The organism is Roseomonas sp. F4 (assembly GCF_053891155.1).
Window position 1 is genome coordinate 114886 of record NZ_JBSSHK010000002.1, and the last position, 25090, is coordinate 139975.

The 25090-nt window shown below is 68.8% G+C and carries 26 protein-coding genes and 1 pseudogene; 16 read left to right on the forward strand and 11 right to left on the reverse strand.

The genetic code is table 11. The annotated features are described in order from the left end of the window. A complete protein-coding gene (gene carA, locus ACVFYP_RS07985) occupies positions 1-1389 on the reverse strand; it encodes a glutamine-hydrolyzing carbamoyl-phosphate synthase small subunit (RefSeq protein ID WP_499199634.1) in 1389 nt (462 codons plus the stop codon). Positions 1390-1499: 110 nt separating this feature from the next. Here carA and ACVFYP_RS07990 point away from each other — a divergent pair, with 110 nt between their 5' ends. After that, on the forward strand, positions 1500-1964 hold the full coding sequence (locus tag ACVFYP_RS07990; RefSeq protein WP_499199635.1) for a GatB/YqeY domain-containing protein: 465 nt from the start codon (positions 1500-1502) through the stop codon (positions 1962-1964). 3 nt (positions 1965-1967) lie between these two features. On the opposite strand, the gene ACVFYP_RS07995 is transcribed toward ACVFYP_RS07990, so the two are convergent. Beyond that, entirely contained in the window at positions 1968-2876 is a 909-nt protein-coding gene (locus ACVFYP_RS07995) for a cation efflux transmembrane domain-containing protein (protein WP_499199636.1), read from the reverse strand. 86 nt (positions 2877-2962) lie between these two features. After that, positions 2963-4363, reverse strand: a complete 1401-nt coding sequence (locus tag ACVFYP_RS08000) for a pentapeptide repeat-containing protein (RefSeq protein ID WP_499199637.1) — start codon at positions 4361-4363, stop codon at positions 2963-2965. Positions 4364-4454: 91 nt separating this feature from the next. On the opposite strand from ACVFYP_RS08000, the gene dnaG reads away from it, so the two are divergent. From dnaG to ACVFYP_RS08030, 6 genes are all read left to right on the forward strand, one after another. Beyond that, positions 4455-6299, forward strand: coding sequence for a DNA primase (gene dnaG, locus ACVFYP_RS08005; RefSeq protein ID WP_499199638.1), 1845 nt, complete (start codon positions 4455-4457; stop codon positions 6297-6299). A gap of 111 nt (positions 6300-6410) precedes the next feature. After that, the gene (gene rpoD, locus ACVFYP_RS08010; protein WP_499199639.1) at positions 6411-8330 is read left to right on the forward strand and encodes an RNA polymerase sigma factor RpoD; all 1920 of its coding nucleotides are present in this window, start codon (positions 6411-6413) and stop codon (positions 8328-8330) included. Positions 8331-8333: 3 nt separating this feature from the next. Further along, entirely contained in the window at positions 8334-8924 is a 591-nt protein-coding gene (locus ACVFYP_RS08015; RefSeq protein ID WP_499199640.1) for a GNAT family N-acetyltransferase, read from the forward strand. 45 nt (positions 8925-8969) lie between these two features. Continuing rightward, positions 8970-9284, forward strand: a complete 315-nt coding sequence (locus tag ACVFYP_RS08020) for an ArsR/SmtB family transcription factor (RefSeq protein ID WP_499199641.1) — start codon at positions 8970-8972, stop codon at positions 9282-9284. Positions 9285-9343: 59 nt separating this feature from the next. Beyond that, positions 9344-9865: a hypothetical protein gene (locus tag ACVFYP_RS08025; protein WP_499199642.1), complete on the forward strand. Its 522-nt coding sequence runs from the start codon at positions 9344-9346 to the stop codon at positions 9863-9865. A gap of 72 nt (positions 9866-9937) precedes the next feature. Continuing rightward, entirely contained in the window at positions 9938-10648 is a 711-nt protein-coding gene (locus tag ACVFYP_RS08030; protein ID WP_499199643.1) for an SDR family oxidoreductase, read from the forward strand. Between the two features lie 15 nt (positions 10649-10663). Here the strand turns inward: ACVFYP_RS08030 and ACVFYP_RS08035 are convergent, their stop codons facing one another. Then, positions 10664-11419 (reverse strand): VOC family protein, encoded by a 756-nt coding sequence (locus ACVFYP_RS08035; RefSeq protein WP_499199644.1) that lies wholly within the window; start codon positions 11417-11419, stop codon positions 10664-10666. 12 nt (positions 11420-11431) lie between these two features. Beyond that, positions 11432-11779, reverse strand: coding sequence for a DUF1428 domain-containing protein (locus ACVFYP_RS08040; protein ID WP_499199645.1), 348 nt, complete (start codon positions 11777-11779; stop codon positions 11432-11434). 197 nt (positions 11780-11976) lie between these two features. On the opposite strand from ACVFYP_RS08040, the gene ACVFYP_RS08045 reads away from it, so the two are divergent. After that, positions 11977-13152: a zinc-dependent alcohol dehydrogenase gene (locus ACVFYP_RS08045; protein ID WP_499199646.1), complete on the forward strand. Its 1176-nt coding sequence runs from the start codon at positions 11977-11979 to the stop codon at positions 13150-13152. Between the two features lie 5 nt (positions 13153-13157). Continuing rightward, positions 13158-13679: a hypothetical protein gene (locus ACVFYP_RS08050; protein ID WP_499199647.1), complete on the forward strand. Its 522-nt coding sequence runs from the start codon at positions 13158-13160 to the stop codon at positions 13677-13679. Between the two features lie 226 nt (positions 13680-13905). Here ACVFYP_RS08050 and ACVFYP_RS08055 read toward each other — a convergent pair. Together ACVFYP_RS08055 and ACVFYP_RS08060 are read right to left on the reverse strand one after the other, a co-directional pair. Further along, positions 13906-14047 (reverse strand): annotated as a pseudogene (locus ACVFYP_RS08055) (chloramphenicol acetyltransferase); the annotation flags it as partial. A gap of 413 nt (positions 14048-14460) precedes the next feature. Then, positions 14461-15102 (reverse strand): TetR/AcrR family transcriptional regulator, encoded by a 642-nt coding sequence (locus ACVFYP_RS08060; protein ID WP_499199648.1) that lies wholly within the window; start codon positions 15100-15102, stop codon positions 14461-14463. 34 nt (positions 15103-15136) lie between these two features. Here ACVFYP_RS08060 and ACVFYP_RS08065 point away from each other — a divergent pair, with 34 nt between their 5' ends. The 6 genes from ACVFYP_RS08065 to ACVFYP_RS08090 all read left to right on the forward strand — a co-directional run bounded on the left by ACVFYP_RS08065 (position 15137) and on the right by ACVFYP_RS08090 (position 21185). Continuing rightward, a complete protein-coding gene (locus ACVFYP_RS08065; protein WP_499199649.1) occupies positions 15137-15976 on the forward strand; it encodes a class II glutamine amidotransferase in 840 nt (279 codons plus the stop codon). Positions 15977-16038: 62 nt separating this feature from the next. Beyond that, entirely contained in the window at positions 16039-17631 is a 1593-nt protein-coding gene (locus ACVFYP_RS08070; RefSeq protein WP_499199650.1) for an ABC transporter substrate-binding protein, read from the forward strand. 111 nt (positions 17632-17742) lie between these two features. Further along, a complete protein-coding gene (locus ACVFYP_RS08075; RefSeq protein WP_499199651.1) occupies positions 17743-18318 on the forward strand; it encodes a GbsR/MarR family transcriptional regulator in 576 nt (191 codons plus the stop codon). Between the two features lie 2 nt (positions 18319-18320). Then, entirely contained in the window at positions 18321-19703 is a 1383-nt protein-coding gene (locus ACVFYP_RS08080; protein ID WP_499199652.1) for a cytochrome ubiquinol oxidase subunit I, read from the forward strand. Further along, positions 19700-20713: a cytochrome d ubiquinol oxidase subunit II gene (locus ACVFYP_RS08085; RefSeq protein WP_499199653.1), complete on the forward strand. Its 1014-nt coding sequence runs from the start codon at positions 19700-19702 to the stop codon at positions 20711-20713. The genes ACVFYP_RS08080 and ACVFYP_RS08085 overlap by 4 nt, the downstream gene beginning before the upstream one ends. Positions 20714-20759: 46 nt before the next feature. Further along, positions 20760-21185, forward strand: a complete 426-nt coding sequence (locus tag ACVFYP_RS08090) for a DUF427 domain-containing protein (RefSeq protein ID WP_499200463.1) — start codon at positions 20760-20762, stop codon at positions 21183-21185. Between the two features lie 4 nt (positions 21186-21189). Here the strand turns inward: ACVFYP_RS08090 and ACVFYP_RS08095 are convergent, their stop codons facing one another. From ACVFYP_RS08095 to ispH, 4 genes are all read right to left on the reverse strand, one after another. Then, complete coding sequence (locus tag ACVFYP_RS08095; protein WP_499199654.1) at positions 21190-21756, reverse strand: DedA family protein; 567 nt, start codon at positions 21754-21756, stop codon at positions 21190-21192. A gap of 201 nt (positions 21757-21957) precedes the next feature. Next, positions 21958-22407 carry a ribonuclease HI gene (gene rnhA / locus ACVFYP_RS08100; protein ID WP_499200464.1) on the reverse strand — a complete coding sequence of 150 codons (450 nt, stop codon included), beginning with the start codon at positions 22405-22407 and terminating at the stop codon, positions 21958-21960. 4 nt (positions 22408-22411) lie between these two features. After that, positions 22412-23392 (reverse strand): homoserine kinase, encoded by a 981-nt coding sequence (locus ACVFYP_RS08105; RefSeq protein ID WP_499199655.1) that lies wholly within the window; start codon positions 23390-23392, stop codon positions 22412-22414. A gap of 9 nt (positions 23393-23401) precedes the next feature. Then, a complete protein-coding gene (gene ispH, locus ACVFYP_RS08110; protein WP_499199656.1) occupies positions 23402-24361 on the reverse strand; it encodes a 4-hydroxy-3-methylbut-2-enyl diphosphate reductase in 960 nt (319 codons plus the stop codon). A 164-nt stretch (positions 24362-24525) separates the two neighbouring features. Here ispH and ACVFYP_RS08115 point away from each other — a divergent pair, with 164 nt between their 5' ends. Beyond that, positions 24526-25089, forward strand: a complete 564-nt coding sequence (locus ACVFYP_RS08115; protein ID WP_499199657.1) for a hypothetical protein — start codon at positions 24526-24528, stop codon at positions 25087-25089. Position 25090: the final 1 nt, after the last annotated feature.

Genomic DNA, 25090 nt, shown 5'->3' on the forward strand with positions numbered 1-25090 from the left:
TCAGCCCTTCGCCGCCTCGATCATCCCCACGAAGCGCCGGAACAGATGGTGGCTGTCCGTCGGCCCCGGGCTCGCTTCCGGGTGGTACTGCACCGAGAAGGCCGGCTTCGTGGTGCTGGCGATGCCCTCATTCGATCCGTCGAACAGGCTGCGATGGGTCACCACCACGCCCTCCGGCAGGCTGGCATCGTCCACGGCAAAACCGTGGTTTTGCGAGGTGATCTCCACCTTGCCCGTCGCCAGCTCCTTCACCGGCTGGTTGGCGCCGCGATGGCCGCGGTCGAGCTTGTAGGTCTTGGCGCCCAGTGCCAGGGCCAGAAGCTGGTGGCCGAGGCAGATGCCGAAGACCGGCAGACCCGTCTCCAGCACGCCGCGGATCGCCGGCACGGCATATTCCCCCGTCGCGGCGGGGTCCCCCGGACCATTCGACAGGAAAACGCCATCCGGCTTGTGGGACAGAATGTCCTCGGCGGTGGCGGTGGCGGGCACCACGGTCACGGCGCAGCCGGCGGAGGCGAGGCAGCGCAGGATATTGCGCTTGGCGCCGTAATCCACCGCCACGACCTTCACCCGCGGCGCGTCCTGGCGTCCAAAACCCTGGCCCCAGGCCCATTCGGCCTCGTCCCAGCCATAGGACTGGCGGGTTGAGACTTCCTTCGCCAGGTCCATCCCCTCCAGCCCCGGCCAGGCCTTGGCCTGTTCGATCAAGGCGGGAATGTCGAAGCGCCCATCAGCCGGATGCGCCAGCACGCCATTCGGCGCACCGCCGTCGCGGATGCGGGCGGTCAGGGCGCGGGTGTCGATGCCGGCGATGCCGGGCACGCCGTGGGACTTCAGCCAGTCATCCAGGTGGCGCGTGGCGCGGTAATTGGCCGGTTCGGTCAGGTCCTGCTTGACGATCAGGCCCCGCGCGGCGGGGGTGATGGCCTCGATATCCTCGGCATTGGCGCCGACATTGCCGATATGGGGGAAGGTGAAGCAGATGGTCTGCCCGGCATAGGAGGGATCGGTCAGCACCTCCTGATACCCGGTCATGGAGGTGTTGAAGCAGATCTCCGCGACGGTGGTCGCCTGGGCGCCAAAGCCGCGGCCCCAGAAGACGCTGCCATCGGCCAGCACCAGGGCGGCGGTCGCGCCGGCAGGCGGGGTCTGGGCGGTCTGGGTCACGGTGCTGCTGTCCTTGCCGGGAGAGGGGGTGCGGGGCGTGGGCTGGGGTTGCGGCAGGTCGGCCAGGGTCAGGCCGGTGGCGGCCAGGATGGCGGACCAGTGCTTTGACGGCACGGCACGCGCTTGGCGCCATTTGCGCACGGCCTCGGTGCCGATGTTCAGCCGCTGCGCCGCGGCTTCCGGTCCACCCATCAGGGTGATGATCTCTTCAACGCTTCGCATGGGAAAGATATGTGGGAATTTCCTTCCCACCGCAAGCAGAGGCTGCGCCTGGGAAGATTTTTCCCATCGGCCCTGACGTGCTATATCCCCGTATCGAAGGAGAATACCCCATGGCCGACGACCTGCGCAGCCGATTCACCGCCAGCCTGAAGGAGGCGATGCTCGCCAAGGATGCGGCGCGCACCTCCACCCTGCGGATGATCACCGCCAAGCTGAAGGATGTGGACATCGCCGCCCGCCCCAGCGGCGTGGAGAAGGTGCCGGAGGATCAGATCGTCGCCATGCTGCGCGGCATGGCCAAGTCCCGCGCCGAAAGCGCCACCATGTACCGCCAGGGCAACCGGCCGGAACTGGCGGAGAAGGAGGAGGCGGAGATCGCCGTCATCGAATCCTTCCTGCCGCAGCAGATGGACGAGGCCGGCATGGCGACCGCCGTGGACGCCGCGGTGGCCGAATCCGGCGCCACCAGCGTGAAGGAGATGGGCAAGGTCATGGCCGTGCTGCGCGCCAAGCACGGCGCGGTGCTGGACATGGCCAAGGCCGGCCCCCTGGTGAAGGCCCGCCTCGGCGGCTGAGAGCTATCCCGTCGCCGAGGCCACCGGCACCACGGTGACCCTGGCGCCGGGTATCCGCGCCGTCAGCTCCTGTTCCATCATCCGGGCCGCGGCCGCCACCTCACCAAAGTTGCGGCCCGCATCGAAGCCCAGCGTGATCTCGATATGGACGTCCTGGCCGGACTGGCGGGACCGTACGCGCTCCAGTGTGTCATAGGCCTCGAAATGCGCGCCGAGGGTGGCGTTGATGGTGCGTTGCAGATCCTCCTCCAGGGCGCGGTCGAGCAGGTCGGGCAGCGTCTCCCGCAGCATGGCGATGCCGATGCTGGCCATCACCGCCACCACGAACAGGCCGCCCGCCAGATTGGCGATCCAGGCGATGCGCGTGCCCGGCCAGGCCGCGGCCACCGCCACCGCCGCCAGCACCAGAAGGGAGGTCACCAGCTTGCCCGCCCGCGCCTGCACCTGGCCGCGCATGAGCAGGGAAGTGCCGTCCCGCCCGGCGCGCCACAGCGCGAGGAAGGCCAGGGCGTTGATCACCACATTCATCGCGGCCAGCAGCTGCGCCGCCACCATCCAGCCGTGCAGCGAAGGGTCGGGCGAGGTGGGGCCGGCGGCATAGGCGGCGAAGCTGCGCAGCACGACCCAGCCCGCGCCCAGCAGCAGCAGCCCGCCCACCAGGAAGTTCGCGAAACGCTCCAGCTTGCCGCTGCCATAATCATAGCTGGGCAGATGCCCGCGATGCAGGCGGCGCATCATGCCGAAAACCCCCCAGCCGAGCAGGAGCAGGATGCCGCCGCGCAGCGCCTCCGCGAGCATCGGCAGGGAGGCCGCGCCGAGGGACACCACGGCATAGGCCACCAGCATGACGCTGTCGGCCGCGAGGCTGAGACCCAGCGACCATTCCCGCCGGCGCGATTCCGTGCTGACCATAAGCAACCTTAGATCGCATAAAATATTTAGCTACAGCCGAATGATCGAGGATCGCCCGCAGCGAGGCAACGGGCCCGCCGCCGCGGTCAGTCGTCGTCGCGCCCCGGCAGGATCAGCCCCTCCGCCCCCATCAGCCTGGCGCCGCGCAGGTCCGCCTGGCGCAGGTCGGCCATGGTCATGGTGGCGTCCATCAGTTCCGCCTCGAACAACACGGCCTCGCGCAGATCGGCCTGGGTCAGGTCGGCATCCGCGATTCGCGCCTGGGTCAGGTTCGCTCCCACCAGCTTCGCCCGCACCATCCGCGCATTGGTGAAATTGGTGGGCCAGCTCTGGCCGCTTTTCAGCATCATCGGCCCGGCTTCCGCCCGGCTGAGATCGGCCTCGTTCAGGACGGCCCGCACCAGGCTGGCACCGCGCAGATTGGCGCCGGCCAGCCGCGCCCCGCGCAGATCGGCCATGGAGAGATCCGCCATGGCCAGCACCGCCCCGGTCAGGTCGCAGCCTCGCAATGCCGCGTGCTTCAGCACCGCCGCCGCCAGATTCACACCCGCCAGGTTGAGCCCGCTGAGGTCGCAGGCCGAGAGATCCGCCCGCTGCCCGTCCCGGCCATTGCTGCGGATCCAGTCCTGGTGCAGCCGAAGGGCGGTGCCGACCGCGCCTTCCATATTCTCCAGCTTGCGGGTCATCTCCGCGCCTTCCAGCCTGGCCGTGCTGAGGTCCACCTCATCCAGCAGCGCGCCCAGCAGATTGGCGCCCTTGAGATTGGTGGAGCGCAGCACCGCGCGGGTCAGGATCGCACCCTCCAGCACCGCACCCGTCAGATTGGCCTCCGACAGGTCGGCACCTTCCAGGTTGCAGCCGCTGAGATCGGTGCAGCTGAGATCGGCGCGCACGAAGACCGCCTGGCGCAGGTTGGAATCGCGCAGATCGGTCTGCACGATGAAGGCGTTGGACAGCTTGGCGCGGGTCAGATTGGCATTGGCGGCGCTGGCCTCGGAGAGTTCGCCATGGCCCTCCGTCGTGCCCGAGGGCACCAGCTCCCCGTTCCGGGACCGCACGAGAAGGCCGTCGCGCAGATCCGCGCCGGTCATATTGGCGCGCATCAGCTGGGCGCCGCGCAGGGAGGCGCCGCGCAGGTCCACCTGCTGCATCTGCGCCCGCGCCAGATCGGCCTTGCGCAGATTGGCCCCGAACAGGCAGGCGTCGCGCAGATCGGCCTCCGCCAGGTCGGCGCCTTCCAGCCGCGCCCCGGTCAGGTCGGCCGCCGTCAGGATGGCCCCGCGCAGATTGACGTGGCCGAGGTCGGTGAATTTCAGCGCGGCGCGCTTGCCGCCCTTCTCGCCCTTCAGGTGGCGCTGATGCGCCGCCAGCACATCCGCCAGCTCGGCCAAGCTGATCGGCCTGTAGTCGATGGCCAGTTCCTCGCGCCAACTCGGTCCGGCGGCGCGTGGGGGCTGGGACGGCGGGGGTTTTGTCTGGGCTGTCACACCGGCCACTTCTGCCGCCGAAGCTGTGAAGAATTCGCTATGCGAGGCCTTCGCTTGGACAGGGTCATCGGTGCTAGGAAGGGTGGCATCCATGGCGCTGCCCCCCAACTTCCTCGACGAGCTTCGTCACCGGACCGCTCTGGCGCCGCTGATCCAGCGCAAGACGCGGCTGACCAAATCCGGCCGCAACTGGAAGGGCTGCTGCCCCTTCCATGGGGAAAAGACCCCCTCCTTCTACGTCTATGACGACCACTTCCACTGCTTCGGCTGCGGCGCGCATGGCGATGCCATCAGCTTCGTCATGCAGGCGGAGGGGCTTGGTTTTCCGGAGGCGGTGGAACGCCTGGCCGGGGAGGCCGGCCTCCAGATCCCCCAGGCGACGCCAGAAGCCGCCGCCCGCGAACGCCGCGCCCGCGACCTCTATGGCGTGCTGGAAGCGGTGGAAGCCGCCTTCCGCCGCCGGCTGAACCTGCCCGAGGGGGCGGAGGCGCTGGCCTATCTGAAGCGGCGCGGGCTGAGCGAGGCCACCATCGCCGCCTTCGGCCTCGGCTGGTCCGGCGGCGGCCGTGGCGTCATCGCCGCGGACCTGAAGGCCGATGGCATCACCCCGGCCCAGTTGGCGGAGGCCGGGCTGGTGCGGGAGCGGGAAGGGGGGGAGGGCTACACGGACCTGTTCTTCAACCGCGTCATCTTCCCGATCCGCGACCGGCGCGGCCGGGTGATCTCCTTCGGTGGGCGGACGCTGGGCGACGGCCAGCCGAAATATGTGAACGGGCCGGAGACCAGCCTGTTCTCCAAGCGCCGCAATCTCTACGGCCTGGACCTCGCCAAGGAAGGCGCCTTTCGCGGCAAGCCGGTGGTGGTGGTGGAAGGCTATATGGACGTCATCGCGCTGCATCAGGCGGGCTTCGCCGGTGCCGTCGCCCCGCTGGGCACCGCGCTGACGCCCGAACAGATGGAGGAGCTGTGGCGGCTGACGCCGGAGCCCGTGCTGTGCTTCGACGGCGACGCCGCCGGCGGCCGCGCCGCCGCCCGCGCGGCGGAAGCGGCACTGCCCCTGCTGACCATGGAACGCAGCCTGAAGCTGGCGACCCTGCCACAGGGCGAGGACCCGGACACGCTGGTGGCCCGCCGCGGCCCGGCCGGCTTCGCCACCGTGCTGGACGGCGCCCGGCCGCTGTCGGAGGCGCTTTATGCCCTGCTGACCGAGGGCCGCCCCGCCAGCACCCCGGAACAGCGCGCCGCGCTGCGCCATCGCCTGGCGGAGGCCGCGAACGCCATCCCGGACAAGACGCTGGCGGCGGAATATCGCCGCGCCTTGCTGGATCGCTTCTTCGCCGCCAGCCGGCCACAGCCAGGCGGGCGCGGCGGTGGCCCTGGTCGCAAGCCGCCGGCGCCGCCGCGCAACCGTCCGACCATCAGCCTGGAACGCACCCGCGCCGCCCAGGCCGCCGCCCTGTTCGCCATCACGCTGCGCCATCCCTGGCTGCTGGCGGAGGTGGAAGAATGTTTCGCGGCGATCAATCCGGGCGATGCGCGCCTCGCGGAGTGCCGCGACCGCGTTCTCGCCTGGCTGGCGGAGGGCCACGAACTTGACTCAACCCTTCTGATGGACCAACTCGCCGGCATAGGCTTGGCGGAGCTGACAACCGGCCTGCTGCGGGACCCCGGCCTGCCGGAGGCCGCAAGCGCGGACGCCCAGCCGAAGGATGTGCTGGATGCCTGGTGGCACTTCTACGGGTTGCTGCGAGGCGAAGCGGAGTTGATGGAAGACCTCGCGGCGGCGCGGCGCGATTGGGACGCGGTAACGACCGATCCGGTCGTCCAGGCCCGGGCGCAGCAGCGGCTCATCCGCCTGACGCTGCTGCTGTCGGCGCAGCGCCGCGGCGAAGCGGAGGCGGAGGAGGTGGCCCTGCCGGCCGGCTCCTCCAGCTGACGGGGTTGGGCGGGTGGCGCGCGGTGGCGCGGGGCGTGGCGAATTCGCGCAGGCAAAGGCGGGGCCCAGGCCCGGCCTGGCCAGGGCGCCTTTGACGGAGCGGGAAAAGGCATGGCGAGCAAGGCCGCGAATGGCACCGACACGGCGGATGGGCGCGACGAAGCGGTGGAAGGCGTGCTGCTCGACACCCTGACGGCCGCGGTCAAGAAGCTGATCGCCCGCGGCAAGGAACGCGGCTACGTCACCTATGACGATCTGAACGCCGCCCTGCCGTCCGAGCAGGTGTCCTCCGAGCTTATCGAGGACACGATGGCGACGCTCAACGAGCTCGGCATCAATGTCGTCGAATCCGAGGAGACGGAGGACGGCGAGGCCGCGGCCGACAAGCCCGCCAAGGCCGAGGAAGACGAGAAGGACGACGAGGAAGGCGGCGGCAATGTCGATGAGGCCAATCTCGGCCGCACCGACGACCCGGTCCGCATGTATCTGCGCGAGATGGGCAGCGTCGAGCTGCTGTCCCGCGAGGGCGAGATCGCCATCGCCAAGCGCATCGAGGCCGGGCGGGACATGATGATCGGGGGGCTGTGCGAAAGCCCCCTGACCTTCAAGGCGATCGTCGCCTGGCATGAGGCGGTCAAGGAAGGCCGCATGCTTTTGCGGGATGTCATCGACCTGGAGGCGACGGCCGGTGCCAACACGCCCGAGGGCACCCCGCCGCCCGAGGAGGAATATGAGGAAGGCGACGAGGCGGCCGAAGGCGTCGGCCTGTCGCTCTCCGCCCTGGAAGAAAAGCTGAAGCCGGAGGCCCTGCTCGCCTTCGAACAGATCGAGAGCCTGTTCGGCAAGTTGCAGAAGCTCTCCTCCAAGCGGATGGATGCCTATACCTCCGGCGGCGAGAACTCCCAGCGCTCCGAGAAGACCTATGAGAAGCAGCGCCAGGAGCTGGTGGCGCTGGTGGAGAAGGTGCAGCTCCACAACAACCGGATCGAGGAGCTGGTCGACCAGCTCAAGGGCCTGAACCGCCGCCAGACCACGCTGGAAGGGCAGGTACTGCGCCTCGCCGAGGCCCAGAAGGTCAAGCGCGAGGAATTCCTGGAACAGTGGCGCGGCAGCGAGCTGGATCCGAGCTGGTTCGAACGCATCAGCAAGCTGCAGACGCGCGGCTGGAAGACCTTTGTCGCGAGGTCGAAGGACGATGCGGAGGCGATCCGCGCCGAGATCGCGCGGGTGGCCGCCGATACCGGCCTGCCGGTGCCGGATTTCCGCCGCGTCTACCAGACCGTGTCGCGCGGCGAGCGGGACATGACCCAGGCGAAGAAGGAGATGATCGAGGCCAATCTGCGCCTCGTCATCTCCATCGCCAAGAAATACACCAATCGCGGCCTGCAATTCCTGGATCTGATCCAGGAGGGCAATATCGGCCTGATGAAGGCCGTGGATAAGTTCGAGTACCGCCGCGGCTACAAATTCTCGACCTATGCGACGTGGTGGATCCGGCAGGCGATCACCCGCAGCATCGCGGACCAGGCGCGCACCATCCGCATCCCGGTCCATATGATCGAGACGATCAACAAGCTGGTCCGCACCAGCCGACAGATGCTGCACGAGATCGGCCGCGAACCGACGCCGGAGGAACTGGCCGAGAAGCTCGGCATGCCGCTGGAAAAGGTCCGCAAGGTCCTGAAGATCGCCAAGGAGCCGATCAGCCTCGAAACGCCGATCGGCGACGAGGAGGACAGCCACCTCGGCGATTTCATCGAGGACAAGAACGCCATCATCCCGCTGGATGCCGCGATCCAGTCCAATCTGCGCGAAGCCACCACGCGGGTTCTGTCGAGCCTGACGCCGCGTGAGGAACGGGTGCTGCGGATGCGCTTCGGCATCGGCATGAACACCGACCATACGCTGGAGGAGGTCGGCCAGCAGTTCAACGTGACGCGCGAGCGCATCCGCCAGATCGAGGCCAAGGCGCTGCGCAAGCTGAAACACCCCAGCCGCAGCCGCAAGCTGCGCAGCTTCCTGGACAACTGAGCCATGGCAACGCCGGTGCGCAGCGGCATCCGCGAACCGGTGCAGCGGGTTGAGGTGGATGTCACCTTCCTGCGCATGGATGCGCCGCCCACCGGCGCGCCGCCGGATTTCCCGCCCGGCGTCGGCGTGGTGCGGCTGGCCGCCTGTTCGGTGGCGTTTTATCGTTATCTGTATGACACGGTCGGCCGCGATTACCTGTGGTGGCTGCGGCGCACCGTGCCGGATACCGAAATCGCGGCGCTGCTGGCGCGGCGCGAGATCAGCATCCATGTCCTGTACCAGGGCGGCGAGCCGGCCGGCTTCTATGAGCTGGAGCGTCGCGGCGGCGATTACGGCACCAACCTGTCCTATTTCGGCCTGATGCCCCAGGCCATCGGCCATGGCGCGGGTCGCGCCTTGCTGCGCCATGCCATCGACACCGCCTGGGCCGAGGGGCCGCGCCTGCTGACGGTGAACACCTGCACCGCCGACCATCCGCGCGCTTTGCCGAACTACGTCGAGGCCGGCTTCCGCATCATGCGGGTGGTGCGGGAAGTTTGGCCGGTGCCGCTGCGCCTGGGCCTGCAGATTCCGGAACGGCTGCGGCAAGGCTGACCTCCGGCTCTGCCGCACGGCCCTGATATGCAAAAGCGAGGCGGGATGGACGAGGCGGCCATATCGGCGCTGGGGGCGAAGGCGGAGGAGGCGGCACGGCTGCTGTCCGCCCTGGCCAATGGCAAGCGCCTGATGGCGCTGTGCCACATGGTGGAGGGCGAGAAATCCGTCGGCCAATTGGCCGAGCTGGTCGACCTCGCCCCCTCCGCCCTGTCGCAGCATCTGGCGCGGATGCGCGACCTGCGGCTGGTGGAAACGCGGCGCGACGGCCAGACCATCTTCTACCGCCTGGCCAGCCCGGAAGCGGCAGCGGTGCTGGAGACGCTGTACCGACTGTATTGCGCGCCGGAGGCGGGATAACGTAACGGCTTGCGAACCCGACGCGCTTGAGGAAGACCTGGGCTGAGGTGACATCGATAATGCCGCAATGGCCGGCCTGCCGCGCTGCGCTCGCCTTGGCTGGCATCGTCGCATTCGGGGGATGCACGGTCCCGGAGCATTGGCACATCGTCAGTGTCCGCTATGACGCCGGCGGCGGGGCTCTTTTCAGCGGCGATCCGATACGGGTCGAGCTTGTCGATCATCCAGCGGCGTCGAACAACGTCCCACGGGTTCGCACCTACGCGTTCACGCAACTGTCGCAGCACCCTGCGTTGGGGCCGCGATGGGGCGAGGCGCGGGTTGCATCGGAGCGTCCGGTCTCAACGCAGCAGGCGCGCGAGGTCCAGCGGCTCGCGCGTCGAATCCTGTTGAACGGCGCTGAACGACCAGGCTGCCTGCGTGGACACCATGACTTCGCCGGGATCACCATCTCGGCGCCGTCCAGCCAGCACATCTATTCCGCGTCATGGTCGTGCCTGACAGCGGATGCCAAGGAAATGGTCCGCCTGATTCGCTGTGCCGCTGAGCCCTCCCAGGTCTTCTGCACAGAGCCGTCCTGAAGCGGAGTCCGGAGATCGAGGACCAGCCGAACCAACACCCCCGCCTGGCGTTGCAGCGGCAGGAGGATCCCCATGACCGTTTCGAGGAAGGTGGCGCTGGTGACGGGCGCCGCGCGCGGCATCGGTCGGGCCGTGGCCGCGCGGCTGGCGCGGGATGGCTGGCGCGTGGTGGGTGTGGACCGCGATTTGCCGGCGGAGGCGCTGGCAGGGGTACGCTTTCTCCGCGCCGATGTGGCGGATGAGGCGGCCGTCGCCGCGCTGGTCGACGACATCCGGGCGGAGGAGGGGCGGCTGGATGGCCTCGTCTCCAATGCGGGCTTCATGATCCGCAAGCCGATCCGCGAATTGTCGCTGGCCGAATGGTCCGCCGTCATCGCCACCAACCTGACCGCGACCTTCCTTCTGGTGCGGGAGGCGGAGGCGATGCTGCGGGCGGCGAAGGGCGCCGTGGTGACCATCGCCTCCACCCGCGCCATCCAGTCGGAACCGAATACGGAAAGCTATGCGGCATCGAAGGGCGGGCTGGTGGCACTGACCCATGCGCTGGCGGTCAGCCTGGGGCCGGATGTGCGGGTGAACTGCGTCAGCCCCGGTTGGATCGACACGGCGGGGGACCCGCTGCGGCCGGAGGACCATGCGCAACACCCCGCCGGCCGCGTTGGCCAGCCGGCGGATGTCGCGGCCCTGACCGCCTGGCTGCTGGGGCCGGAGGCCGGCTTCGTCACCGGCGCCGAATTCCGGACCGATGGCGGGATGACGCGGAAGATGATTTACGAGGAATAGGCCCCGGCGCCCTTTTCAATCCGGCTTGCCGACCAAGGCGAACTCGGCGCCCTGCGGGTCGGTGCCGATGAGGATCTGGTCGCCGCCCGGCACATCCATCGGCCCCATCGCGACTGTCCCGCCCAGCTCCACCACCTGCCGCAGCGCCGCCTGGATGCGGGGCACCCGAAAATAGAAGCGCCAGATCGGCGGCATGCCGCCCTGCGCCGGGGCGATGGCGCCGAAGGCGCGGCCGCCGAGCTCCATCAACTGATAGGTGCCCATCGGCCCCATCGGAAGTGGCTCCCCCCGCTGCCAGCCGAAATGGGTGGCGTAGAAGTCCACCGCTCCCTCCGCATCGCGGGCCGAGAGCTCGTTCCAGGCGCAATGGCCGACGGCGTCGGCGTCGTAGCTCTGGCTCGGCTGGTCGCTGGCGCCGCGCATGACGTAGAAGGGTGCGCCGTCGCGATCCGCCACCATGGCGATGCGGCCGACCTTGGGGATGTCCCGCGCCGGCATCTGCACGGCGCCGCCGGCGGCGGCGAGACGAGCGACGGTGGCATCGACATCGTCCACCACGATATAGCCGAGCCAGACCGGCGCCACGCCCGGGGGCGCGGCCATCATCCCGCCAATGCCCTGGGTGCCGTGGGAGAAGACGGTGTAGCCCATCTCCGACCCCGCGAAGGGGGCCGCCGTCCAGCCCAGAATGGGGCCGTAGAAGCGGGCGGCGGCGTCGGTGTCCTTGGTCAGCAGCTCATACCAGATGAAGCTGCCATGGGGATTTGGCATCGGAACCTCCCTTCAGGCGTCGAGGATCGGGGTGAAGCCGCCTAAGATCATGCGCTGGCCGTCGAAAGGCATGTCGCCAGGCGGCACGCGCGGGTCGGATTTCAGGCGTTCCATCCCGGCATCCCGCACCGCCCTGGACGGCCATTCGACCCAGGAAAGGACCACCACCTCCTCCGGCGTTGCTTTCACGGCACGGCGGAAGTCGGTGACTTTCCCCTCCGGCACGTCGTCGCCCCAGCATTCCACCAGGCGGGTCGCGCCATATTCCTTGAACAGCGGCAGCACCCGCTCGGCGGCGGCCAGGTAGGCCTCCTTGTTCGCGGCGGGGACGGCGATGACGAAGCCATCGACATAGGCCATGGAGGTTTCCTTCCAAACACTAAACCTTATGGTTTTGTATTTGCGCGGAAGCGCGCTGTCCATCCCTCCGTCAACACGGCTGCGTGACGGCTTGGGTTCCTCCCCTGCGCGGGGCGCTGTCGCGGCACCGTGACGGGCCGCGCGGCAACCCAGCCGCACGGCCGCGCTTAGGTCTCTGACATTAAGGATGAGTTCGCATGCGCGCCCTGGTTTGGCATGGAAAAGAGGATATTCGCTGCGACACGGTCAGCGATCCCTCCATCGAGGACCCGCGTGACGTCATCATCAAGGTCAGCAGCTGCGCCATCTGCGGCTCCGACCTGCATCTGTTCCATAACCTGATCCCCGCCATGAAGTCCGGCGACATCATGGGCCATGAGACGATGGGGGAGGTGGTGGAGGTCGGCGCCGCGGCGAAGGGCAGCCTGAAGAAGGGCGACCGCATCGTGGTGCCCTTCACCATCACCTGCGGCAACTGCCCGCAGTGCCGCCGCGGCAACTTCTCGGTCTGCGAGACCACCAACCGCAATAAGGAGCTGGCCGACAAGATGTTCGGCCACGGTGGCGCCGGACTGTTCGGCTACACGCATCTGACCGGCGGCTATCCCGGCGGGCAGGCGGAATATCTGCGCGTGCCCTTCGCCGACCACACCCATATCAAGGTGCCGGATGGGATGAGCGATGAGCACGCGCTGTTCCTCAGCGACATCCTGCCCACCGGCTGGCAGGCCGCGAAGCAGTGCGACATCGAGCCCGACGACACGGTGGCGATCTGGGGTTGCGGCCCGGTCGGCCAGATGGCGATCCGAAGCGCCGTCCTGCTCGGCGCGAAGCAGGTCATCGCCATCGATCGTCTGCCGGAGCGCCTGGCCATGGCGGCCGCCGGCGGCGCCATCACGCTGAACTTCGAGGAAGACAGCGTCATCGATCGGCTGGATCAGCTGACCGGTGGCAAGGGGCCGCAAAAATGCATCGACGCGGTGGGCATGGAAAGCCATGTCGGCTTCGGCCAGCCCGACACGCTGATGGATCGCGCCAAGCAGATGCTGATGCTGGAAACCGACCGGCCGCATGTGCTGCGGGAGATGATCTATGTCTGCCGCCCGGCCGGCATCCTGTCCGTGCCCGGGGTCTATGCCGGGCTGGTGGACAAGCTGCCCTTCGGCATCGCCATGAACAAGGGCCTGACCATCCGCATGGGCCAGACACATGTGAAGCGTTGGACCGACGAGTTGCTGCGCCTGATCGAGGATGGGCAGCTCGACCCCTCCTTCGTTATCACCCATGAGGCGAGCCTGGAGGAGGGGCCGGCGATGTACAACCTGTTCCGCAACAAGCAGGACGGCTGCATCAAGGTGGTGCTGAAGCCATGAACGCCATGACCCCTGTTCGTCGCCCCCGCACGCAACGGCGCATGCCCGGCTCGCTCGGCCTGGTGGATCGCCTGGCGCGGATGCTGGGCTGGTTCAGCCTGGGCCTCGGCGTGGCGCAGATCGTGGCGCCGCGCCGGATGAGCCGCGCACTTGGCCTGCCCGGGCAGGCGCATCTGATGCGCGGCTATGGGGCACGGGAAGTGGCGAGCGGCGTGATGTCGCTCTCCGTCGATCGCGGCGCCGGCCTGCGCAGCCGGGTGATCGGCGATGCGATCGACGCTGCGACCCTGCTGACCGCGCTGCGCCCCGGCAACCCGGCGCGCGGCCGTGCGGTGCTGGCACTGGGCTTCGTCGCCGGCGTGACGGCGCTGGACCTGTTCACCAGTCGCGCACTGACCAAACGGCACGGGCGTGGCCAGCCTGTCTCGGGCGGGGTGACGATACGGGGCAGGGATCTCAGCGGCTTCCCGCAGGGCGTGGCCAAGGCCCGTGGCGCTGCTGCGCCGAAGCGTGTTGCAGCCAGCTAGTCGACCCCTGCCGCCATCCAGTCCCGCAGCGCCGGCGCCAGATCGATGCGGCCCGGCGCGTAGGGGCTGATGGCGCCGGACTCCACCCGCGCCGCCAGCCCATCGAGAAATGCCTCGGTGTCGCCGGTGTCGAGACCGCCAAAGTCCCGCACATGGTAGTCCCACCAGCGGGAGGCGAGGATGCGCTGCTGCAAGGCCTCCGGAAAGCGGTAGCGCAGCAGCCGTGCCGGGACACCGCCCATGATGGCGAAGGGCGGCACGTCCTTCGTGACAACGGCACGCGCGGCGATGATCGCGCCATGGCCGATCTTGATGCCGGGCTTCATCAGCACATCCTGCCCGATCCAGACATCGTCGCCGATCTCGATGGGCGGCAGCTCCGCCTGGAAGGGCGCGGGGGTTGGCGCGTCGCCGTAATGGCGCTTGGCGATCGCCTGCCAATAGGGCCGGAAGGCGAAGACATGGGTGCTGATGCGGTTCACTGGATGCTGGATGCCCATCACGCTGCAATTCCAGGAGATGCTGCAATAGCGCCCGGTGCGCGTCACGTTCGGCAGCGCCGAGATGGAATAGGAGAAGGCGCCGAGGCCGAAGAAGCGGCGCTTCGGCATGGTGGCGTTCGGCTCGACCAGGGTCGGCGCGGAGATCAACAACTCGCCGCCCGGCGGGAAGACGTCATCCAGGCCGAAGGGGTGCGACAGCCAGATCTGATGGTGCCGGAAGAAGGCGGCGACGCGCGGGCCGAAGGGCACCTTGAACGGATATTGCATGGCGGCGCTCGCTACGTCTTTGCCGATCGGCCGTGCGGCGGGTCCAGCAGGCTCAGCGCCTGGCGCAGCGCGCCTTCCATCACCGCCCGGTCCGGCCGGCCGCGCGCCAGCACGCGCAGGCCCAGCACCAGCGTCATCAGCAGCCGCGCCACATCCGCCGCATCGCGCCCGGCATCGATGCTGCCATCACGCTGCCCGGCTTCGACCTGTCGGCGAAAAAAGCCCTCCAGCTCCGCCAGCCGCGTCGCGACGGTGCCGGCAATGGCGCGATCGCGTGGCGCCACCTCCAGCGCTGAATTCACCAGCAGGCAGCCCAGCCTGTCGCGCAGGGACCGCGCGATGATCTCCCGCAGGAACAGTTCGATTGCGGCGCGCGGAGGCTCGTTCGCTTCCAGCCGTGCGATACGCGCGCGCAGGCCGGCTTCCAGGTAGCGATCCAGACAACGGGCGAACAGGCTGCGCTTGTCGCCAAAGGCGTTGTAGAAACTGGCCTGACCAAGCCCCATCGCCTGGCCCAGATCACGCACGCTGGTGCCGGCATAGCCATGCCGCCAGAAATGGCGCATCGCCGCCTCGATCACGGCATCCTCGTCGAAGCTGCGCGGGCGGGACATGTAGGGACGGAGCGCCTCTCGGCCGGTGCGGCGCAGCATAGGCGGGGGGTACGGGCGCGGCAACGGTCGCCGCTTGCCCTGGACGCGCGGCGGACGCACCCTGGCCGCGCTGTCACCAATCCGGATCGCCGCGCCCATGTGCCGCTTCCTCGCCTATCTCGGCGAACCCATTTTCCTCTCCGACCTGGTCTGCGCCCCGGCGCATTCGCTGATCCACCAGTCGATGCATGCCGATGAGGGCAAGACACCCACCAATGGCGATGGCTTCGGCATCGGCTGGTATGGGGAGCGGGAGGAGCCGGGGCTGTACCGCGAAATTCGCCCGGCCTGGTCGGACGAGAATCTGCGCTCGCTCTGCGCCCAGGTGCGCTCCCGCCTGTTCTTCGCCCATGTTCGCGCCTCCACCGGCACGGCCACGACGCGGGCCAATTGCCACCCCTTCGGCCTCGGCCGCCAGTTGTTCATGCATAATGGCCAGGTCGGCGACTATGCCCGCATCAAGCGGCGGATGGAGGCGCTGATCCCCGACACGCTCTACGACCATCGCATGGGCACCGGCGATACCGAGGCGATCTTCCTCGCCGCTTTGGCCGATGGGCTGGCGGAGGATCCGGTGGGTGCCATGGCGCGCACACTGGGCCGCGTGCTGGCGATGATGCACGACGCCGGCAGCAGCCAGGCGCTGCGCTTCGCCGCGGCGCAGAGCGATGGCACGACACTGACCTGTTTCCGCTGGTCGTCGGATGGCAAGCCGCCCACGCTGTACTGGCGCCGCGTCGCCGGCAATGTGCTGGTGGTGTCGGAACCGGTGGATGAACGCAGCGCCGGCTGGGTGCCGATCGCGGCGAATCATGTGCTGGTGGCGCGCCCCGGTTCGGATGTACGGGTGCTACCCTTCGAAGTGGCGGCGTGACCACGCCCTTGTCGCATCTGTAACGGCCGGTCCATAAAGCGGCACAACCCGGGGGACCACCCATGCTGACCCGCTTTGCCGCCCTGCTGTTGGGCGCCGGCCTTCTCGCCGGCCCGGCGCTGGCACAGACCATCCCGCCCGAGCGCGTGCTGCGCATGGTGCCCAATGCCGATCTGCAAACGCTGGACCCGATCAACACCACGGCCGGCGTGGTGCAGTCCCATGCGCATATGGTCTACGATCAACTCTTCGGCCGCGACGCCCAGCAGCGCCCGCAGCCGCAAATGGTCGGCGAGTACAGCGTCTCGGCCGATGCGCTGGTCTGGCGCTTCACGCTGCGCGACGGGCTCGCCTTCCATGACGGCGCGCCGGTCACGGCGGAGGATGTGGTGGCGTCCCTGCGTCGCTGGGGCGCGCGCGATCCGCATGGGCGGCAGATCCTGGCCATCACCACCAGCCTGACGGCGGAGGCCGATGGCAAGACGGTCGTGTGGACGCTGAACCGTCCCTACGGGCTGATGCTGGATGCGCTGTCCAAGCCGGCCGGCAATATGCCCGCCATCATGCCGGCCCGCATCGCCGCGACCGACCCCTTCACCGCCATTCGCGACGCCATCGGCAGCGGGCCCTTCATCTTCTCCCGTGAGGAATGGGTGCCGGGCAGCACGGTGGTCTATCGCCGCAACCCCGCCTACGTCCCGCGCAGCGAGCCGGCCTCCGGCACCGCCGGTGGCAAGGTGGTGCATGTCGATCGCGTCGAATGGCAGAACATCGCCAATGCGCAGACCTCGACCCTGGCGCTGATCCAGGGCGAGATCGACTATATCGAAAGCCCCGGCGTGGACTTCCTGCCGATGTTGCAGCGTCGGGGGATGCAGATTGTCCGCACCAATACGCTGGGCGCGCCTGGCATGATCCGGATGAACCATATCCACCCGCCCTTCAACGACCCGCGCGCGCGGGAAGCGCTGATGCTGCTGGTGAATCAGGAGGAAATCCTCCAGGGCATGTTCCCCGACCCGGCGCTGTATCAGGTCTGCCACGCCTTCTTCGTCTGCGGCAGCCCGCAGGAGACGAATGCCGGCGTGCCTGCCGGCCTCGGCAGCCCGGCGGCGCGGGAACGCGCGCGGCAGTTGCTGCGCGAGAGCGGCTATGACGGCACGCCCATCGTCATGATGGACCCCACCGACAATCCCTTCGTCCACACCGCGACCCTGGTGCTGGCGCAGCAGATGCAATCCGTGGGCTTCCGCACGGATGTGCAGGCCACCGACTTCGCCTCCATGGCCGGGCGCCGCGCCAATCGCCGTCCGCCGAGCGAGGGCGGCTGGCATATCGGCCTGACCTTCTGGAACGGCCTCGGCGCCTCCGACCCCGTGGGCAATGTGCCGATGCAGGCCAGCTGCGACCGGGCCTGGCCGGGCTGGCCCTGCGATGCGGCGCATCAGGCGCTGATCGATGCCTTCCCCTATGCGGCGAATGCCGAGGAGCGGAAGCGCATCCTGGAGGAGCTGCATGTCAGCGCCTATCGCCTGGTGCCCTATGTGCCCTACGGCCAGTGGTACCTGCCTTCCGCCGTCACGCCGCGCATTTCCGGCGTGCTGGCCATGCCGGGCATCATCATCGCCTGGAACATCCGCAAGGCGGCGCGCTGATTTTTTGCGAAGGGGGCGGGCGCCTGGCCCGCCCCCGGGGTCCGCCGGATTCCCATTGACGGATGGCTGTGACGTCCGATATTTCAGAAATTCCTGAAATGTCGGACCGTCATGAACCTCCCACCCCTCGTCCAGGCCTTCGTGCTGCACTTTGGCGAAATGGGCAGCCGCTGGGGCATCAACCGCACCGTGGGGCAGATCTACGCCCTGCTCTACGTCTCCCCCGACCCGCTGAATGCCGAGCAGATCGTCGACGCGTTGGGCGTCTCCCGCTCCAACGTCTCGATGGGGCTGAAGGAGTTGCAGGCCTGGAACCTGGCGATTCCGAAGCACATCCCCAATGACCGCCGGGACCATTTCACCACCCCCGACGATGTCTGGCAGATCCTGCGCACCCTGGCGGAGGAGCGGAAGAAGCGGGAGGTGGACCCGACCCTCTCCGTGCTGCGCGAATTGCTGATGCAGACGCCGGGCAGCGCCGAGGAACGCCACGCGCAGCACCGCATGGCCGAGATGCACGGGCTGATCGAACAGCTGACCACCTGGTACGACGATGTGAAGCGGCTGGAGACCGAAAGGCTTGCCTCCCTGCTCGCGCTCGGCGCACGGGTGACGCGGCTGCTGGAAACCAAGGACAAGGTCGTCGGACTGATGCGCGGTCGCGCCGGCACCGGCAAGGAGGGCTGACCATGGACCCCATCGTGCTGGCGCGCATCCAGTTCGCCGCCAATATCTCCTTCCACATCCTGTTCCCCACCATCACCATCGCGCTCGGCTGGGTGCTGCTGTTCTTCAAGCTGCGCTTCGTGGCGACCAAGAACGAAGCCTGGATGGATGCCTATCGCTTCTGGGTGAAGGTCTTCGCCCTGTCCTTCGCGCTGGGCGTCGTTTCCGGCATCACGATGTCCTTCCAGTTCGGCACCAACTGGCCGGGCTTCATGGAGAAGGTGGGCAATATCGCCGGGCCGCTGCTGGCCTATGAGGTGCTGACCGCCTTCTTCCTGGAGGCGACCTTCCTGTCCATCATGCTGTTCGGCTTCAAGCGCGTGCCGGGCTGGATGCACACCGGCGCGACCTTCCTGGTCGCCTTCGGCACGACGATGTCCGCCTTCTGGATCATCGCGCTGAATTCCTGGATGCACACCCCGGTGGGCTTCGAGATGCGCGACGGCGTGGCGCATGCGACGGACTGGTTCGCCATCGTCTTCAACCCCTCCATGCCCTATCGCCTGGCGCATATGCTGACGGCCAGCGCGCTGACGGTGGCCTTCCTGCTGGCCGGCATCTCCGCCTGGCGCTGGCTGCGCGGCGATCAGGTGGAAGGTGTTCGCAAGGCGCTGCGCACCGGCATCGTCATGGCCGCGCTGCTGGCGCCGCTTCAGATGTTTCTGGGCGACCTGCACGGGCTGAACACGCTGGAACACCAGCCAGCCAAGGTCGCCGCCATGGAGGCCAATTGGGAAACCCGCGGCCGCGTGCCGCTGGTGCTCTTCGCCATCCCGGACGAGGCGGCACGCGAAAACCGCTTCGAGATCGCCATCCCCAACGGCGCGAGCCTGATCCTGCGGCATGAGCTGGATGGCGTGGTGCCCGGCCTGAACCAGTTCGCGGGCAACCACCCGCCCGTCGCGCCGGTGTTCTTCGCCTTCCGCGTCATGGTCGGCATCGGCGTGCTGATGATCGCCATGGGCTGGGCCGGCGCCTGGTACCTGTTCCGTCGCGGCGCGCTGCCGAAGCTTCTGCTGCGCGGCTTCATGCTGATGACCTTCGCCGGCTGGGTCGCCACCCTGGCCGGCTGGTACGTGACCGAGATCGGCCGCCAGCCCTGGCTGGTGACCGGCGTGCTGAACACCGCCCAGGCCGCGGGGCCGCTGCCCGCCGCCTCGATCGGCACCACACTGGCCATGTACTTGGTGCTCTATGGCCTGCTGTTGCTGGCCTATGTCACCACCGTCTTCCGCCTGGCCGCCGCCGGCCGCGTCGCCGAGAAGGTGGAGGGCGCCATGATGAAGCCGGGCAGTGCGCCCGGCGATGCGGCCCAGGACAAGATGACCCAGGAGCGCCCGGCATGACCCCCTTTATCCCTGGCGAGTGGCTGCCGCTGGTCTTCGCAGGCCTGATGGCGGTGGCGATCCTGGCCTATGTGGTGCTGGACGGCTTCGACCTCGGCGTCGGCATCCTGCTGGAGACGGTGGCGGAGGAGCATGAGCGCGACCGCATGATCGCGGCCATCGGCCCCTTCTGGGACGCCAACGAGACCTGGCTGGTGCTCGGCGTCGGCCTTCTGCTGGTGGCCTTCCCGGTCGCCCACGGCATCATCCTGACGGCGCTGTATCTGCCGGTCGCTGTCATGCTGGTGGCGCTGACGCTGCGGGGCGTGGCCTTCGAGTTCCGTGCCAAGGCCAAGGACGAGGCGGCGAAGCGGCGCTGGGACCGCTGGTTCTTCGCGGGCTCTCTGGTCTCCGCCCTGGCACAGGGCTGGATGCTGGGGCGCTACGTGCTGGGTTTTGCGGAAGGCTGGGCGGCGACCGGCTTCGCGCTGATGGCGGCGATCGGGCTGGCCATCGCCTATGCCTTCATCGGCGCCTGCTGGCTGATCTGGCGGACGGAGGGGGCCCTGCAGGCGCATGCCATCACCTGGGCGCGGCATGCGCTGTGGCCGGTTGCGATCGGCATCCTGCTGGTCTCCGCCGTGACGCCGCTGGTCTCGGCGCGCATCGCCGCGCGCTGGTTCGACTGGCCCGGCCTGCTGATGCTGGCGCCGCTGCCGATCCTGACGGCGCTGCTGCTGTGGGGCCTGGCGCGGATGCTGGCGCGCATGCCCCTCGCCGAGGATGCCTGGCACCACATTCCCTTCTGGGGCGCGACCGGCCTGTTCCTGCTGTTCTTCGCCGGCCTCGCCTGGTCCTTCTTCCCCTATGTGGTGCCGGAACGCCTGACCATCTGGGAAAGCGCCAGCGCGCCCGAGAGCCTGTCCATCATCCTGGCCGGGGCCTTGTTCGTGCTGCCGGTGATCGTGCTCTACACGGTGCTGGCCTGGCGGGTGTTTGGCGGTAAGGCAAGGGACCTGACCTATTACTGAGCCCAGCACCCTCGAGCGGGTCGCGGACTATCCGCGCCCGCCGCGTCTGGAAGCCAGCCGCCGGCGGGTGAGGATCCGCTTCGGTGGCCTGTGGATCGCGGACACGCAGGCCGCCTTCCGGGTGCTGGAGACCTTCCACCCGCCCAGCTGGTACCTGCCGCCGGACGCCTTCGCACCCGGCGTGCTGCGGGCGGCCAGCGGCAGCAGCTTCTGCGAATGGAAGGGCGTGGCGCGCTACTGGGACATCGTGGCCGGGGGCGAGACGGCGCCCCGCGCCGGCTGGAGCTACCCGGACCCCACGCCCGCCTTCGCCGCGCTCCGCGACCATGTCGCCGTCTATGCCGGGCTGATGCAGGAATGCCGGGTGGACGAGGAGGTGGTGCAGCCGCAGCCGGGTGGTTTCTACGGCGGCTGGATCACCTCCGAACTGGTCGGGCCCTTCAAGGGCGGGCCCGGCACGCTGGGCTGGTAACGCCTCAGGCCGGCAGCACGCGCCGCGCCGCCCGCCGCCGGAGCAGGCCACGCCCCACCAGCAGGGCGAGGGCCAGGAAGACCCCGCCGCAGATCAGCTGGAACAGCCGCTCGACCCCCAGCCAGCTGCCGAGGAACCAGCCGGCGGCGACGAAGCTGCTGGCCCAGATCCCGGCGCCGATGAAGTTCAGGATGGCGAAGCGGCGATAGGGCATGCCGGCCAGGCCGCAGGCGGCGGCCGCGACGTTACGGATGCCGTACATGAAGCGGAAGCTGAGGATGAACAGCGTGCCATGCCGGTGCAGCAGCTCCATGGCCCGGTCCGCATTGCGCTGGCAGCGCGGAAACCGCGCCAGCGCCGAAGGGCCGAAGCGACGACCAACGAAGAACCAGGTCTGGTCGCCGGCGAAGGATCCGCCCCAGACCACCACCATCAGCAGCCAGGGATCGATCCCCCCCGCCGCGGCGCCCACGGCAGCGGCGGCCAGCACGAAGGTCTCACCCTCGAAGAAGGCCCAGAGCGCCGCGATGGCATAGGCGAGGCCGCCCCATTCCGCCCAGAGCTCAGCCATTGGCGCCGGCCATCATCAGGCGCGGGCAGGCCTGCCGGATGCGGCCTTGGGTGGGAATGGCTAGGGCACAGACAGGCATGAGGGCGTCTCCCAGCGGAAGCATCCTAGGATGCCGCATAGTCCCTAAAGAAACAGCCCTCTATTCGCGTTGGTGCCAAAAAGCCGCTGCGGCATCACTTCTGAGACGGCGCGGGCCTGGGCCTACCCCAACCCCTCCCGTGCCCGCGTCGCCAGCACATCCGCGCGCTCGTTCATCACATCCCCATTGTGGCCACGCACCCAGCGCCACTCCACATCATGCGGCTTCGCCGCCTCAAGCAGGCGCTGCCACAGCGGGTAATTCGCCACCGGCTGCTTGGCCGCATTGCGCCAGTTGTTGCGCACCCAGCCCTTGATCCAGCGCTCCATGCCGTTGCGGACATATTCGCTGTCGGTGTGCACCACCACGCGGCAGGGTTTTTTCAGGGCCTCCAGCGCGGCGCAGGCGGCGGTGAGTTCCATGCGGTTGTTGGTGGTGGCGGCCTCGGCGCCGGTCAGCTCCTTCTCGGTCGGGCCGGAGCGCAGGATCGCGGCCCAGCCGCCGGGGCCGGGGTTCGGCTTGCAGCCGCCATCGGTCCAGATTTCCACGAAGGGCCGGTCTTCCACCGGCACGGTCTCAGGCGCCGATGGCACCGGGGCTCTCCACCTGCGCGAAAAAGCGCAGCTTGCGCAGATATTCCAAGGGGTCCTTCCGGGTCACCAGCGCATCCGCCGGCGTGTGGGTCCAGTCATAAAGCCGCGTCAGCAGGAAGCGGATCGCCGCGCCCCGGCACAGCGCGGGCAGCGCCACGCGCTCCGCCGCGGTCAGAGGGCGCACCGCGGCATAGGCGCCGATCAGCGCCCGCGCCTTGGTCAGGTTGAAGGCGCCATCCGCCTCGAAACACCAGGCGTTGAGGCAAACGGCGATGTCATAGGCGAGCAGGTCGGTGCAGGCGAAGTAGAAGTCGATGATGCCCGAAACCCGTGGCTGCCCCGACGCATCCGGCAGGAAGAACACGTTGTCCGGGAACAGGTCCGCGTGGATCTGCCCGACCGGCAGGGCGCCCGCCGCCGGCCAGGCGGCCAGGATCGCACCCAGATGGCCGTCCAGCTCCGCCATCAGCCCGGCCAGAACCTCGTCCCCCCGGCCGCGGCAGGCCTCCAGCAGCGGCGCCCAGCCCTGAGGCCCCAGCGCATTCGGCCGATGCCCCGCGAAATCACCGCTGGCCGCATGCAGCCGCGCCAGGGACTCACCCAGCGGCGCCAGGTGCTCCGGCCGCACCCGGCGCGGCCAGACGCCCTCCAAAAAGGTGCAGATCGCCGCCGGCCTGCCGCATAGCGCGCGCAGCGCCTCCCCATCCCGCCCCCGCACCGGGGTGGGGCAGGCGAGGCCCGCTTGCGCCAGATGTTCCATGAGCCCGAGGAAATAGGGCAGCTCCGCCGGATCGACGCGCTTTTCGTACAGGGTCAGTACGAAGTCGCCGCGTTCCGTGCGCAGCGCGTAGTTGGAATTCTCCACGCCCTCGGCGATGCCGCGGAAGGCGATCAGGCCGCCCAGCTCATAATCGACCAGGAAGGCGCGCAGCGCCTCGTCGGTCACCTCGGTATAGACAGCCATGGATGGGGTCTATTCGGCCGCCAGGGCGGGGGGAAGGCGGAACACCACCTTTTCCTCGGCCACCACCACTTCCTCCACCGCCAGGTCGAAGCGTGTGGCCAGCTTCGCCAGCACCTCCTCCACCAGCACCTCCGGCGCGCTGGCGCCGGCGGTCAGGCCGATGGTGGTGCAGCCATCGGCGATCGAGGGGTCGAGCGCCGCGCCCCGCTGCACCAGCAGTGCCCGCTTCGCCCCGGCGCGGCGCGCCACTTCCGCCAGCCGCACGGAATTGCTGGAATTCGGCGCGCCCACCACGATCACCAGCTCCGCCCCCCGGGCTGCGATGGCCTTCACAGCGGCCTGCCGGTTGGTGGTGGCGTAGCAGATATCCTCCTTCGCCGGGCCGACCAGGTCGGGGAAGCGGCGCTGGAGGATGGCGATGATATCGGCGGTGTCGTCGACCGAGAGGGTGGTCTGGGTGGTGAAGGCCAGCGGCTCCCCGGCCGGCGGCTGCACCGTCTCGGCCTGCTCGGCATCCTCCACCAGGGTGACGGTGCCCTCCGGCAGTTGGCCCATGGTGCCGATCACCTCCGGATGCCCGGCATGGCCGATCAGCAGGATGTGGCGGCCGCGGGCGTAAAGCCGCTCCGATTCGCGATGCACCTTGCTGACCAGCGGGCAGGTGGCGTCGAGGGCGAACATCTGCCGCCCGGCGGCCTCCGCCGGGACCGATTTCGGCACGCCATGGGCGGAGAAGACCACGGGGCGGCCATTGTCGGGGATTTCGGACAGTTCCTCGACGAAGACGGCGCCAAGGCGTTCCAGGTTTTCCACCACGAAGCGGTTGTGGACGATCTCATGCCGCACATAGACCGGTGCGCCATGGCGCTTCAGCGCCTCCTCCACGATCTTGATGGCGCGGTCCACGCCGGCGCAGAAGCCGCGGGGTCCGGCCAGAAGCACGTTCAGCCGGGGCTTGGTGTCGGGCATGGTGGATCCTGCTTGGCGGCTGCGTCGCCCGGATACCTCGCGGGTCCGGGGATGGTCGGACGGCGCCGGCGATGCGATAGACGCAGCGTGGCGACGATGCGCCATCTTACCGGCCGCCGGCCCTGCTTCAAAGAGGGACCGGCTTCAAAGGGGGCGTGGCCCGCATGGCATTTCGGATCAATCGCAATCGCCTCGCCGCCCTGGCGGCTGCGGGCCTGCTGGCGGCCTGCGGTGGCGGCAGCCTGCCGGGCGCCGGCGACGGCAACCAGGCGCCCTGCCCACGCATCGCCATCCTGGCCGATGGCGCGGATCTCACGCGCTTTCGCGGTGGCGCCAGCGGCGATCTGACGGCGCTGACCGCCGATGCCCGCATCGCCGGTTTCGATGCGAGCTGCGACTATACCCGCCGCGACCGCAGCGGGCTGGAGGTGCGGCTGACGCCGCGCTTCGATGTGGAACGTGGCCCGGCGGCGGAAGGCCGCACGCTGGACCTGCCCTGGTTCGTCGCCCTGACCGATGCGGCGGACAGCGCCGTTCTGGACCGCCAATCCGCCACCACCCGGGTCGCCTTCGCCCCGAATGTGGCGCGCACCCGGGTCAATGGTCAGACGCTGCGGCTGAACATGCCCCTCGGCGAAGGTCGCCGCGCCGACGACTACACCATCCGGCTCAGCCTGCAGCTGACGCCGGCGGAACTGGCGCTGAACCGGGCGCGCGGGCCCCGGTAAA

What these genes read in the sequence shown, in the direction of transcription:
- ACVFYP_RS08050 (WP_499199647.1), top strand. Translation starts at nt 13,158, where the DNA reads ATGACCCCTGTTCGTCGCCCCCGCACGCAACGGCGCATGCCCGGCTCG.
- ACVFYP_RS07990 (WP_499199635.1), top strand. Translation starts at nt 1,500, where the DNA reads ATGGCCGACGACCTGCGCAGCCGATTCACCGCCAGCCTGAAGGAGGCG.
- ACVFYP_RS08115 (WP_499199657.1), top strand. Translation starts at nt 24,526, where the DNA reads ATGGCATTTCGGATCAATCGCAATCGCCTCGCCGCCCTGGCGGCTGCG.
- ACVFYP_RS08075 (WP_499199651.1), top strand. Translation starts at nt 17,743, where the DNA reads ATGAACCTCCCACCCCTCGTCCAGGCCTTCGTGCTGCACTTTGGCGAA.
- ACVFYP_RS08040 (WP_499199645.1), bottom strand. Translation starts at nt 11,779, where the DNA reads ATGGCCTATGTCGATGGCTTCGTCATCGCCGTCCCCGCCGCGAACAAG.
- ACVFYP_RS08025 (WP_499199642.1), top strand. Translation starts at nt 9,344, where the DNA reads ATGCCGCAATGGCCGGCCTGCCGCGCTGCGCTCGCCTTGGCTGGCATC.
- ACVFYP_RS08085 (WP_499199653.1), top strand. Translation starts at nt 19,700, where the DNA reads ATGACCCCCTTTATCCCTGGCGAGTGGCTGCCGCTGGTCTTCGCAGGC.
- ACVFYP_RS08020 (WP_499199641.1), top strand. Translation starts at nt 8,970, where the DNA reads ATGGACGAGGCGGCCATATCGGCGCTGGGGGCGAAGGCGGAGGAGGCG.
- ACVFYP_RS08070 (WP_499199650.1), top strand. Translation starts at nt 16,039, where the DNA reads ATGCTGACCCGCTTTGCCGCCCTGCTGTTGGGCGCCGGCCTTCTCGCC.
- rpoD (WP_499199639.1), top strand. Translation starts at nt 6,411, where the DNA reads ATGGCGAGCAAGGCCGCGAATGGCACCGACACGGCGGATGGGCGCGAC.
- ACVFYP_RS08095 (WP_499199654.1), bottom strand. Translation starts at nt 21,756, where the DNA reads ATGGCTGAGCTCTGGGCGGAATGGGGCGGCCTCGCCTATGCCATCGCG.
- ACVFYP_RS08080 (WP_499199652.1), top strand. Translation starts at nt 18,321, where the DNA reads ATGGACCCCATCGTGCTGGCGCGCATCCAGTTCGCCGCCAATATCTCC.
- ACVFYP_RS08035 (WP_499199644.1), bottom strand. Translation starts at nt 11,419, where the DNA reads ATGCCAAATCCCCATGGCAGCTTCATCTGGTATGAGCTGCTGACCAAG.
- carA (WP_499199634.1), bottom strand. Translation starts at nt 1,389, where the DNA reads ATGCGAAGCGTTGAAGAGATCATCACCCTGATGGGTGGACCGGAAGCC.
- ACVFYP_RS07995 (WP_499199636.1), bottom strand. Translation starts at nt 2,876, where the DNA reads ATGGTCAGCACGGAATCGCGCCGGCGGGAATGGTCGCTGGGTCTCAGC.
- ACVFYP_RS08015 (WP_499199640.1), top strand. Translation starts at nt 8,334, where the DNA reads ATGGCAACGCCGGTGCGCAGCGGCATCCGCGAACCGGTGCAGCGGGTT.
- ACVFYP_RS08045 (WP_499199646.1), top strand. Translation starts at nt 11,977, where the DNA reads ATGCGCGCCCTGGTTTGGCATGGAAAAGAGGATATTCGCTGCGACACG.
- ispH (WP_499199656.1), bottom strand. Translation starts at nt 24,361, where the DNA reads ATGCCCGACACCAAGCCCCGGCTGAACGTGCTTCTGGCCGGACCCCGC.
- ACVFYP_RS08030 (WP_499199643.1), top strand. Translation starts at nt 9,938, where the DNA reads ATGACCGTTTCGAGGAAGGTGGCGCTGGTGACGGGCGCCGCGCGCGGC.
- dnaG (WP_499199638.1), top strand. Translation starts at nt 4,455, where the DNA reads ATGGCGCTGCCCCCCAACTTCCTCGACGAGCTTCGTCACCGGACCGCT.
- ACVFYP_RS08105 (WP_499199655.1), bottom strand. Translation starts at nt 23,392, where the DNA reads ATGGCTGTCTATACCGAGGTGACCGACGAGGCGCTGCGCGCCTTCCTG.
- ACVFYP_RS08060 (WP_499199648.1), bottom strand. Translation starts at nt 15,102, where the DNA reads ATGCTGCGCCGCACCGGCCGAGAGGCGCTCCGTCCCTACATGTCCCGC.